Annotated in this window: 12 protein-coding genes; 4 read left to right on the top strand and 8 right to left on the bottom strand. The window is 73.3% G+C overall.

The genetic code is table 11. From position 1 onward, the window contains the following. Positions 1 to 107: DUF397 domain-containing protein (locus VE546_RS13500; protein ID WP_324921990.1), on the bottom strand; the 107-nt coding region annotated here is incomplete at its 3' end. Further along, positions 104 to 937, bottom strand: coding sequence for a helix-turn-helix transcriptional regulator (locus VE546_RS13495; protein WP_324921982.1), 834 nt, complete (start codon positions 935 to 937; stop codon positions 104 to 106). The genes VE546_RS13495 and VE546_RS13500, both read right to left, overlap by 4 nt. Positions 938 to 1,406: 469 nt before the next feature. Here VE546_RS13495 and VE546_RS13490 point away from each other — a divergent pair, with 469 nt between their 5' ends. Continuing rightward, positions 1,407 to 1,901: an RICIN domain-containing protein gene (locus tag VE546_RS13490; RefSeq protein ID WP_324921980.1), complete on the top strand. Its 495-nt coding sequence runs from the start codon at positions 1,407 to 1,409 to the stop codon at positions 1,899 to 1,901. 78 nt (positions 1,902 to 1,979) lie between these two features. Here the strand turns inward: VE546_RS13490 and VE546_RS13485 are convergent, their stop codons facing one another. The 4 genes from VE546_RS13485 to VE546_RS13470 form a co-directional block, all read right to left on the bottom strand. Further along, positions 1,980 to 2,510, bottom strand: coding sequence for a GNAT family N-acetyltransferase (locus VE546_RS13485; protein ID WP_324921979.1), 531 nt, complete (start codon positions 2,508 to 2,510; stop codon positions 1,980 to 1,982). A 41-nt stretch (positions 2,511 to 2,551) separates the two neighbouring features. Beyond that, positions 2,552 to 2,785 (bottom strand): hypothetical protein, encoded by a 234-nt coding sequence (locus VE546_RS13480; RefSeq protein ID WP_324921977.1) that lies wholly within the window; start codon positions 2,783 to 2,785, stop codon positions 2,552 to 2,554. A gap of 86 nt (positions 2,786 to 2,871) precedes the next feature. Then, a complete protein-coding gene (locus VE546_RS13475; RefSeq protein ID WP_324921975.1) occupies positions 2,872 to 3,555 on the bottom strand; it encodes a DsbA family oxidoreductase in 684 nt (227 codons plus the stop codon). Beyond that, the gene (locus VE546_RS13470) at positions 3,543 to 3,692 is read right to left on the bottom strand and encodes a hypothetical protein (RefSeq protein WP_324921973.1); all 150 of its coding nucleotides are present in this window, start codon (positions 3,690 to 3,692) and stop codon (positions 3,543 to 3,545) included. Before VE546_RS13470 ends, VE546_RS13475 begins: the two co-directional genes overlap by 13 nt. 215 nt (positions 3,693 to 3,907) lie before the next feature. On the opposite strand from VE546_RS13470, the gene VE546_RS13465 reads away from it, so the two are divergent. The 3 genes from VE546_RS13465 to VE546_RS13455 all read left to right on the top strand — a co-directional run bounded on the left by VE546_RS13465 (position 3,908) and on the right by VE546_RS13455 (position 7,395). Continuing rightward, complete coding sequence (locus VE546_RS13465; protein WP_324921971.1) at positions 3,908 to 5,278, top strand: cation:proton antiporter; 1,371 nt, start codon at positions 3,908 to 3,910, stop codon at positions 5,276 to 5,278. A 48-nt stretch (positions 5,279 to 5,326) separates the two neighbouring features. Beyond that, the gene (locus VE546_RS13460) at positions 5,327 to 5,815 is read left to right on the top strand and encodes a MarR family winged helix-turn-helix transcriptional regulator (RefSeq protein WP_324921970.1); all 489 of its coding nucleotides are present in this window, start codon (positions 5,327 to 5,329) and stop codon (positions 5,813 to 5,815) included. Between the two features lie 74 nt (positions 5,816 to 5,889). Further along, the gene (locus VE546_RS13455) at positions 5,890 to 7,395 is read left to right on the top strand and encodes an MFS transporter (protein ID WP_324921968.1); all 1,506 of its coding nucleotides are present in this window, start codon (positions 5,890 to 5,892) and stop codon (positions 7,393 to 7,395) included. 236 nt (positions 7,396 to 7,631) lie between these two features. Here VE546_RS13455 and VE546_RS13450 read toward each other — a convergent pair whose 3' ends face one another. Both VE546_RS13450 and VE546_RS13445 read right to left on the bottom strand, forming a co-directional pair. After that, positions 7,632 to 9,323 (bottom strand): TIGR03767 family metallophosphoesterase, encoded by a 1,692-nt coding sequence (locus tag VE546_RS13450; protein ID WP_324921967.1) that lies wholly within the window; start codon positions 9,321 to 9,323, stop codon positions 7,632 to 7,634. Between the two features lie 226 nt (positions 9,324 to 9,549). After that, complete coding sequence (locus VE546_RS13445) at positions 9,550 to 10,296, bottom strand: Clp protease N-terminal domain-containing protein (RefSeq protein ID WP_324921965.1); 747 nt, start codon at positions 10,294 to 10,296, stop codon at positions 9,550 to 9,552. Between the last annotated feature and the right edge of the window lie 12 nt (positions 10,297 to 10,308).

The following is a 10,308-nucleotide window of genomic DNA, read 5'->3' as shown; positions in this document are numbered from 1 at the left end:
ACGACGCCGGGGAAGCCGTCAGCGACCTCGACGCACGCCCCACCATCCCCGTTGCTGTAGGACGACTTGCGCCAGGCGGCCGTGCTCAGGTCGCGGTCGATGCTCATGGTGTCGTGTAGTCCTTTGCCACCGATTCGATCAGGGCCAGGGACGCCTTGGGCGACAGAGCGGCGGCCCTGATCAGATCGTAGGCCCGCTGGTACTGGGCCACCAGCCGTGATTCCTCGATGAGTTGGCCGGTGTACGCCCCCTCGGAGTAGGAGACCGGGGGAGCGTCCGAGAACGTCATCTGGATCACCGTGCCGTTCAGAAAGGCAGGGGCCCCTGCCTCGAAGGGCAGGACCTGGATCATGACGCGGTAGTGGTGGTGCCCGAGTTCCAGGAGGTGGTGCAGTTGCTCGCGCATGACCTCCGGGCCGCCGACTGGGATGCGCAGTGCCGCCTCGTGGATGACGGCCCACAGCTCCGGGGGAGTTGGCTCGTCCAGCAGCCGCTGCCGCTCCATGCGGGCCGTGACGCGGTTGTCCACCTCCTCCTGCGGCGCGAACAGTTGCGCTGTGCGTGTCAGGTCCCGCGCGTACGCCTCGGTCTGCAACAGCCCCGGTACCAGCATCGGTGCGTATTCGCTGATCGTCGTCGCCAGTTTCTCCAACTCCGCCGCCTCGGCGAAGTACTCGGGGTACTTGGAGTGGCGCGCCAGCCTGCACAGCCTCTGTAGGTGTTCGCCGCTGCCGAGGATCTCGTCGAAGAGCTTGGAGACGTCCATCTGCGGGCGGCGCACCGCCGTCTCGAACTGGCCGATGTACGCGCCCGAGCAGAAGGCGCGTTCGCCGAGCTGGGCCTGGGTCAGGCCCGCCTCCTCCCGCAGGCGGCGCAGCTCGGCGCCGTAGAAGGTCTTGGGCGAGGTGTACGGGTCGAGCTGCCTGGACTCGGTCATCGCGGGCTCCCCCTGTGCGGAACGGTCGTACCGGCTGAACTTCCGCTCACCGTAAGCACGTATGGTTACCGGGGCGGCACGTTCGGCAACGGATTCCCCCGTAATGGTGTCGGGTGTGGCCACGACGGGCCGCTCCGACGCCGTGGGGCCCCTGGTGCGGGGGTCGGCGGGAGCGCGGAGGGATCTTTCCCGCCATGCCTCCTGCCGCCTCCGGTGCGGCCGGCCGTGGCTGATCTTCCGCTCACCTCCGGACGAACGAGGCGGTCGTTCGCCTCGTGGGGCGATGCCGGAAAGGGCGGCTCCACCTGCTGTTGGCCCGATCTTCAGGGGCGAATGACCGGAAGAGTCGTGTTCAGACGCCTGTTCGATGGGCCAAGATCGCCGTGTTCCGGCCGCCGTGGATCTGTGACGGGACGGCCGAGGAGGCAGCGGGGCGGCAGCCGTCCCGCGCGATGGAAGGTTCCCTCACATGCGCAAGAAGATCTGGGCCGCGGCGGCGACGGGTGCCCTGGCGGTCACGACCCTGGCGGTGGGCGCACCCTCCGCGGGCGCGGTCGACATCTACTCGAGGATGGTCAACTACAAGAGCGGACGGTGTCTCTCGCTGGAGGGCAGCGGCGGTACGTCCAACGGGACCAACGCCATCATCTGGGACTGCAACAGCGGGGACGAGCAGTACTGGTTCCACGCCACGCCTTCGGGCGAGATCCGCAACCTCAAGAGCGGCAAGTGCCTGTCCCTCGCGAGCGGCGGCGGCACCGCGAACGGGACCGAGGTCATCCTGTGGAGCTGCAACGGCGGCCCCGAGCAGGAGTGGGACTACTCGGGCGGCCACCAGTGGTACAACGTGAAGGCCGGTAAGTGCATGTCCACGGCGGGTGGCGGCGGCACCTCGAACGGCACCAAAGTGATCATCTACAACTGCAACGGTTCGGACGAGCAGCACTGGGACTACGCGGTCTAGGAAGACCGTGGCGGGAGGCCCGCGGCCTCCCGCCCGTGCCGTCCCTGCCCCGGCCGGGGTCCGCCGCGCGGGCGCGCGTCAGGCGGTGTGGGGGCCGTGGTCGTGGGGGCGGGGCCGGCGGAGCCAGGTGTAGGCGACCGGCTGGGCGGCGTTCCACTCCGCGGCCCACTCGGCCGCGACCGGGACGAAACCGGCGCCCCGGTAGCAGCGGAGGGCGGCGGCGTTGTCCGGGTGGACGCGCAGGAAGACGTCGGGGCGGCCCGCGTCCAGCGCCTCGGCCAGCAGGCCGCGGACCAGGGCCCGCCCGAGCCCCCGGCCGCGGGCGGCGGGGGCGACGATGATCCGGGCGAGTTCGACCTCGCCCTCCCCGGTGCCCTCCTCGCTGTTTTCCCCGTCGTCGAACCACAGCTCCCCGTAGCCGGCCGGTGCCCCGTCCACGACCAGGACGCGGCCCCGGACCCCCTCCTCGCGCTGCCACTCGGCGACCCGCCGCGCGGGCAGGGGGAACGCGCGCTCGCCGCACCACATCAGCACCTCCGCGGCGGAGCGCGGCCAGCCCGCCACCACGGCGGCGTGGGCCGGGGAGAACGGCAGGAGATCCGTGTCCATGGTGTCGCTCCGATCGGTGCGGTTCTGCGTGGGTCCGTGCCCTAGCTCGCGACCATCCCGCGCCGCGGCCAGGCGCCGGAGGCGTGGTGGAGGCGGGCGATCCGCCCGGCCGCCGCGCGGAAGGAGTGGTCGGTCCGGTGGTCGTCCGGCCGGACGTCGCCGGTCCCCTTGTCCACGGTGAGGGAGCGGTCCGGTTCGCCGGGCGTCCCGCCGAACGCGTAGCGGACGGCGGAGTCGTCCTCGGAGACCTTGTCGAAGTAGACGAGTATGCCCATCCCCACCGCTTCCCCTCGGAGTTCTCCCGGGCGTCCCGCGCGCCCGTCCGGCCGATGATGCCTGGCAGGCGCGCGGCCGGGCCGGGTCAGCCGGCCGGCGCGGACGTCCGCGCGCGCTCGTGGGCCCTGCGCAGCGCCGTCAGGAACGTCTCGACGGGCTGGGCGCCGGAGACGGCGAAGGCGCGGCCGAAGACGAAGAAGGGCACGCCGGTGACGCCCAGGGCGCGGGCCTCGCGGAGGTCCGCCTCGACCTCCCGCGCGTACGCGTCGCCGGTCACGACCGCTCGTACCTCGTCCTCGGGCAGCCCGATCTCGACGCCCAGCCGGACGAGCGTGCCGGGGTCGTCGAGGACCTGCGCCTCGGCCAGTTGGGCCCGCAGCAGCCGTTCGTGGGCCCGGTCGCCGAGGCCGTGCTCCCCGGCCAGGTGGGCCAGCCGGTGGGCGTCGACGGTGTTGACCATGATCGCGTTGCCCAGGTCGTAGGTCAGGCCCTCCTGCGCGGCCAGTTCCGTGACCCGCTCCTGCATCGCGCGGATCTGCTCGGGCGAGCCGCCGGTCTTGCGCTCCAGCATCTCCGGCACCGGCTGCCGCACGCCCTCGGGGAAGGCGGGGTCGAGCTGGAAGCTGCGCCAGACGACCTCCACCCCGTCGGCGTGCTCGAAGTCCTCCAGGGCGCGTTCCAGGCGCCGCTTGCCGATGTAGCACCAGGGGCAGACGACGTCCGACCAGACCTCGACGCGCACGGTCCCCGCCCCGCTCACAGCCCGCACGTCCCGTCCGTGCAGACGGGGGCGTCGCCGGAGCCGAGCACGACCAGCCCGGGTGCCGCGTCCGCCTCCGCGCTCGTCCCCGCGCCCGTTCCGGGCTCCGGCGGAGCCTGCTCCTCCCCGTCGGGGAACACGTCCATCGACGACCTCGCTCATCCGTTCGTTGTGCGTTCTCACTGTCCGCAGGGGGAATGCGGCCGGGACCGGGCCGTATTCCCCGCGCGGCGGCCGGGGAAAAACTCCCGGCACCGTCCATGACCTGCGGAACCACGGGTACCAGAGGCGCTGCGGTGCCGGGCGGCGGCATGTGCGCGAAGCCACGCGGTCGCGGAACGGGAAGGACGGGAACGACACAGTGACGATCGGCGATGCCGTGTTCGCATGGCTGGGCGCGGGGGCACTGCTCGCGGCCGTACTGCCCCGTGTGGTGTCCGGACGGCGGCCGCTGTCGCTGCCCATGGTCTTCATGGCCTGCGGCATCGGCGTGTACCTGCTGCCCCTGCCGCTGCCCGTGATCGATCCGGTGGACGACCGGCTGCTGGCGGAACACGCCACCGAGGTCTGCGTGATCATCTCGCTGATGGGCGCCGGGCTGGCGCTCAACCGGCCCGTCGGACGGCACCGGTGGGCCGCGACCTGGCGGCTGCTGGGCATCACGATGCCGCTGACCTTCGTGATCACCGCCCTCGTGGCGTGGTGGCTGCTGGACTGGCCGCCGGCCGCCGCGCTGCTGCTGGCCGCCGTCCTCGCGCCGACCGACCCGGTGCTCGCCTCGGAGGTGCAGGTGGGCGAGCCCACCGAGGACGAGCACGACGAGGACGAGGTGCGGTTCGCCCTCACCAGCGAGGCGGGGCTGAACGACGGGCTCGCCTTCCCCCTGACGTACGCGGCCGTGGCGCTGGCCGCCGCGGGCGGCACCTGGTCGGCCGACCGGTTCGGCTCGTGGGCGCTGGAGGACCTCGCGTACAAGTGCGTCGTCGGCGTGCTGAGCGGGCTGCTGGTCGGACGGCTGCTCGGCTGGCTGTTCTTCCGGACCCGCTCGTCGGTGCTGCGGCTGTCCCGGCACCGGGAGGGCTTCGTCGCGCTGGGCGCCACCTTCCTGTCGTACGGGCTGACCGAGCTGGTGGGGGGCTACGGCTTCCTCGCCGTGTTCACCACCGCCTGCGCGATCCGGGCGGCCGAGCGCGCCCACGGCTACCACAACGTCCTGCACGACTTCGTGGAGCAGATCGAGCGCCTGTTCACCGCGGTGCTGCTGTTCCTGCTGGGCGCCTTCGTCGCGCTGGGCGGCCTGGCCGCCCTGACGTGGCAGGGCATCGTCACCGCGCTGGCGGTGCTGCTGGTGATCCGGCCGCTGTCGGGGTGGACGGGGCTGCTCGGGAGCCGCATGGACACGCGGGAGCGCTGGGTGGTCGCGGGCTACGGCATCCGGGGCATCGGCTCGCTGTACTACCTCGCCTACGGGCTGGGCCAGGAGGACTTCCCGGTGTCCGAGCGGGAGCTGTGGGCGGTGGTGGCGTTCACCGTGCTGGCCTCGGTGGTGCTGCACGGCGTCACGGCGGGACCGGTGATCGACCGGCTCGACCGGCTGCGGGACGCCGCGGTCGATCCGGTGCTCCTCCGCGGCCACCGCCCGTGGTCCGGCGCGGTCGGGCGCGGTGCGCGGCCGCGCGGCGGCGGGGACGGTGGTGGGGACGGCGGCGGGGGCGGCGCCCGCGACCAATAAGTCCCGTTCCAAACCATCTGCCACGGAACGGATTGCTACCCTGGCGGCATGACCGCCATGGCACCCTCCCGCGCCGAGCCCGACCTGTCGTACCTGCTCGACCACGCCGGCCACGTCCTGCGGACGCGGATGGCGGCGGCGCTCGCCGAGATCGGGCTGACCGCGCGCATGCACTGCGTGCTGGTGCACGCCCTGGAGGAGGAGCGCACCCAGGCCCAGTTGGCCGAGATCGGCGACATGGACAAGACCACGATGGTGGTGACGGTCGACGCCCTGGAGGAGGCCGGCCTGGCCGAGCGCCGGCCCTCCAGCCGGGACCGGCGGGCCCGGATCATCGCGGTGACCGAGGAGGGCGCGCGGGTCGCCGAGCGGAGCCAGGAGATCGTCGACCGGGTGCACCGGGAGGCGCTGGGGGCGCTCCCGGAGGACGAGCGGGAGGTCTTCCTGCGGGCCATGAACCGCCTGGTCACCGGCTACCTGGCCACTCCGGTGGAGAACCCCCGGGGCGTCCGGAGGGCGCGGCAGCGGCAGAGTTAGGTCCGAAGTAAATCGTCTACAACAAAACAATCTGTTAAGGTCGAACCTGTCGGTCCACTGACAGGAGAAGACCCATGTCCGCCGTCTCCGCTCCTCCCTCCGCGTCCGGTCCTCCGGCCGTCCGCTCGCGCGGCCTCGCCCTCGGGGTGCTCGCCACGGGGATGCTGATGAACGTCCTCGACGGCAGCATCGTCACCGTGGCGATGCCCGCCATCCAGGACGACCTCGCCCTCTCCCCGGCCGGCCTGAGCTGGGTCGTCAACGCGTACCTGATCGCGTTCGGCGGCCTGTTGCTGCTGGCCGGACGGCTCGGCGACCTGATCGGCCGCAAGCGCGTGTTCCTGGCCGGCACCGCCGTGTTCACCGCCGCCTCGCTCCTCGCGGGCGCGGCGGGCACCCCTGCGGTGCTGATCGCCGCCCGCTTCCTCCAGGGCGTCGGCAGCGCGATGACCGCCGCGGTCGGCCTGGGCATCCTCGTCACCCTCTTCGCCGAACCCGCCGAACGCGCCCGGGCGATCGCCGTCTTCAGCTTCACCGGAGCCGCGGGCGCCTCGATCGGACAGGTCCTCGGCGGTGTCCTCACCGACGCCCTCGCCTGGCACTGGATCTTCCTGATCAACCTGCCGATCGGGCTCGCCGTGCTCGTGCTCGCCGCGGCCGTCCTGCCCGCCGATCGCGGACTCGGCCTGCGGGCCGGTGCCGACGTGCTCGGCGCCGGGCTGGTCACCGCCGGAATCGTGCTGGGCATCTACGCCGCCGTCGAGGCCGGGACCCGCGGCTGGGCTTCGGCGCACACCCTCGGCCTCGGCGCGCTCGCCGTCGTCCTGCTCGCCGCGTTCGTCCTCCGCCAGGCCACCGCGCGCACCCCGCTGATGCCGCTGCGGATCCTGCGGTCGCGCGGCGTGGCGGGGGCCAACCTGGTGCAGGTCCTGATGGTCGCCGCGCTGTTCTCCTTCCAGGTCCTCGTCGCCCTCTACCTGCAGGAGGTGCTCGGCTACGGCGCCACCGGGACGGGGCTGGCGATGCTCCCGGCCGCGGTGGCCATCGGAGCGGTGTCGCTGGGCGTCTCCGCCCGGCTCGTCGCCCGCTTCGGCGAGCGGAGCGTCCTGCTGGTGGGACTCGCGCTGCTGGTGGGCGTCCTCGGGCTGCTCGCCCGCGTCCCCGTCCACGCGAGCTACCCCGTCGACCTGCTTCCGGTGATGCTCCTCGCCGCCGGCTTCGGACTCGCCCTCCCGGCGCTGACCGCGCTCGGCATGTCGGGGGCGGGGGAGGGCGACGCCGGACTGGTCTCCGGCCTGTTCAACACCACCCAGCAGATCGGCATGGCCCTGGGCGTCGCGGTGCTGAGCGCCCTGGCCGCCTCCCGCACCGACACCCTGCTCGCGGCCGGCGCGAGCCGGGCCGAGGCCCTGACCGGCGGATACCGGCTGGCCTTCGCCGTCGGCGCCGGACTCCTCGTCGCCGCCCTCGCCCTCGCGGCCGCCGTCCTGCGGCGGCCCGGACCCGGCCCTCGCCTTCCGTCCCCGCGCGGCCGCGAGTCCGCGCCGCCCCGCGCGGAGGAGAGGACCGGGCGGCCGTAGCCGGCGTCCCGCCCGGCGGGTCAGGGGACGCGGGCGCGGAAGGACTCCCGGACATCGACCACGATCAGCGCTCGGTTCATGCCCGCCAGTCTGACCAGGAGGGATGCCGGTCCGACAGGCACGATCCGGGCCCGTCCCGGAACGATCCGGTCAGCGTCCCGCGGGGGACGGCCGCCCCCGCGGGACCCCCTCGGCGTCCTCTCGGCATCCCCTCGGTGCCCCTCCCGTAGCGCCCCTCAGCGCCGCCGCAGCAGCAGTTCGGTATTGCGGTCGCCCGGTTGGCCGGTCAGGGTCGTGTTGCGGCCCGGGGCGTTGAAGGACAGCTCGCGGTAGAGCGAGGCCAGGCCGGTGCGGGAGAGGTCGCCCGGGTCGGTGCCGTACGGGGCCGCCGCCTCGATGCAGGTGGTGAACAGCGACAGCGTCCCGTCGCGGTTGTCCGTCAGCTCGACCACCCGGGCGAGCTGGGGGTAGTCCACGTGCGAGGCCGTGGTGATCTCCCAGAAGCCGCCGTGCGGCACGATCCGGTTGCGGTGGCTGTGCCCGTTGATCCACGCGACCACGTTGCGGTGCCGCTTCAGCAGCGCCAGCAGCTCGTCGCCGCCGACGGGTATGGTCCCGCTGCAGTGGTGGCTGAAGACCACGACGCGGTCGTCGGCGTGGCGGGTCAGCTCGCGGTCCAGCCAGCGCAGTTCCGCGGCGTCGAGGTGGCCGCGGTAGTCGCCGGCGGGGTTGGTGGTGTCCAGGCTGACGCCGAGCACGCCGTCGGCGATGCGGAAGGAGTAGTACAGCCGCCCCTCCGCCACCGACGCCCGGGTGTAGCCGTGGCCGACCGGGCCGGGACCGGTGTGCGCCGGGTCCAGGTGCGCCTCGGCGTACTCGCGGGCGGTGACGGGCGCGCGGGACGGGTCGGGGGTGACGGTGCGCATCTCGCGGGCGTGGGCGCGCAGCAGCTCCTTCAGGGCCTCGCCGCTGGCGTCCAGGCCCGCCCGCACCCTTTTGCGCAGCGCGGCGGACTCGGCCTCCGGCAGGGTGTACAGCTTCCGCTCCCCCACGGCCAGTTCGGCGAAGTACGGGTCGTTCACGTAGTGGCCGCCGTAGAGGTTGTCGTGGTTGCCGACGGTGGAGTACCAGGGGATGGTCAGGCCGGGGCTGGTGAGCTGCCCGATCGCGGCGTCGAGGAAGCCGTCGAGGCGGGGGAAGCCGTGCTGCTTGTCGAGGTCGCGCAGCGCGTCCTCCGGCTGCCAGTACAGCGGCAGCCCGGAGTTCTGCACGCCCTCGTAGCGCAGCGGGTCGCCGGTGTTGGGGGTGATCCGGCCGCCGTTCATCGCGGTGAGGAACCACTCCAGCTCGGCGCGGCAGTTGTTGTCCGTGTTGTCCCCGGTGGTCATCACGAAGCCCAGCGGCGCGCCGGTGGCCGGGCCGCCGCGCAGCGCGTTGACCCGCTCGACGAGCGAGACCAGGCCGTGGACGGTGAGCGCCTCGTGCGGGCGCCAGGCGCCGGTGGTGCCGGCGCGCAGGTACTCGAAGCGCACCGGGTGCTGGACGTCCGTCACATGGGTGTCGGTGAAGTGCACGAAGGAGGCCAGGACCGTGCGCCGGTCCTCGCGCCCGGCGCCCGCGGCGGCCAGCTCCTGCCGTACCACCCGTCCCCAGCCGGGACCCTCGCCCAGCCGCCGGTAGCCGCCGCTGCCGCGCGCGGTGGCGACGCTCTCCAGCGTGGTCCCGGCCGGAGAGGGGACCAGCGGCGTGGAGGAGGGGGTGTGCCTGGGGGAGGGAATGCGCGTGGGCGCGGCGGGGGCGGCCCCGGCCGGATTGCCGCCCCCGCCGAGGGCCACCCCCAGCCCGGCGGCGATCCCGGCCGCCCCGGTGGCGGCGAGCAGCGTACGGCGGTCGAGGGCACGGTCGGCGAGCTGTCTGCGGCGGGACATGAGCGTCTCTCCCCGGATGCGAACGCGAAGGCATGGAACGGGGCATTCCCCCGCCCACCGGGGATCGTGGACATCTCCGGTGACCTGCGGTTCAACACCACGGAAACGTCCGACACCGAACACCGTTCATGGATCACTCGTGTTCGCGATCGCCATGTCCCGCTCGCCGACCGGTGCGGTTCCGCTCACCGCGCGTTCATCTTCCGCCCCCGCCGGGTGAGCGGCGTCACTCCTGTTCGCGGGCGGCGGTCAGGGCCGCGAGGGCCTCGGCGACGTGGGACTCGGCGGCCTGCTTGGTGAGGCCGAGGCCGCTGAGCGGGCCCTGGCCGTCCTCCAGTTCCAGCAGGGCGAGCAGGACGTGCTCGGTCCCCACGTAGTTGTGGCCCAGCCGCAGCGCCTCCCGGAAGGTGAGCTCCAGCGCCTTCTTCGCCCGCGCGTCGAACGGGATCAGGTCGGGCACCTCCCCGGCCGCGGGCGGCAGCGCCGCGGTGAGCGCCTCGCGGAGGGCCTCCAGCGCCACGCCCTGCGCGGTGACCGCCTTGGCGGCGAGCGCATCCGGCTCGCTCAGCAGGCCCAGGGCCAGGTGTTCGGGGCGGATCTCGGCGTTGCCCGCCGTGCGGGCCTCCTCCTGCGCCGCCATCACCGCGTTCCTGGCCCGCGGGGTGAACCGGCCGAAGCCCTGGGCGGGGTCGAGGTCCGGGACGCCGGAGTCCTTGGGGACGAAGCGCTTCTGGGCGGCCTGCTTGGTGATGCCCATGCTCCGGCCGATCTCGGTCCAGGACGCGCCCGAGCGCCGGGCCTGGTCCACGAAGTGGCCGATCAGGTGGTCGGCCACCTCGCCGAGGTGCTCGGCGGTGAGGACCGCGGTGGAGAGCTGGTCGAGGACGTTCGGGTGGGCCTTCCGGATGCCCTCGATGAGTTCGTCGAGGCGGATGGAGGCGGGCATGCGCACGGGGTTCTGCGGAGTGTCCATGCGTCAACCCTA

Source organism: Streptomyces sp., assembly GCF_035644915.1.
Lineage (GTDB): Bacteria > Actinomycetota > Actinomycetes > Streptomycetales > Streptomycetaceae > Streptomyces.
Note: the sequence above shows the minus strand (reverse complement) of the source record. Positions and strands in the feature narration are given on the sequence as shown.